This is a genomic window from Klebsiella sp. K47 (assembly GCF_051858335.1).
Taxonomy (GTDB): Bacteria; Pseudomonadota; Gammaproteobacteria; order Enterobacterales; family Enterobacteriaceae; genus Klebsiella; species Klebsiella pneumoniae.
Genome location: NZ_JBPYUI010000516.1, coordinates 1 through 216, shown reverse-complemented (window position 1 = coordinate 216; position 216 = coordinate 1). Strand labels below are relative to the sequence as shown.

Sequence of the window (216 nt, the reverse complement as noted above, 5' to 3'; positions counted from 1 at the left end):
ACATCAGTCGACCATAAAAAAATTGGTATCATGTATCTTTTCGTATCGATCATCATGCTTTTGCGTGGTTTCGCCGATGCGATTATGATGCGTCTTCAACTGTTCCTTGCAAAAGGTGGCGGTGAAGGTTATTTACACCCAGAACACTACGATCAGATCTTCACCGCACACGGTGTAATCATGATCTTCTTCGTAGCAATGGGTCTAGTTGTTGGC

General features: G+C 43.5%; 1 protein-coding gene. It reads left to right on the top strand.

Features of this window, described 5'->3' with window-relative positions; translation table 11 throughout:
• Positions 1-216 (top strand): cbb3-type cytochrome c oxidase subunit I (locus tag RRF55_RS29035; protein ID WP_439419455.1); only part of this gene is annotated, 216 nt, incomplete at both ends.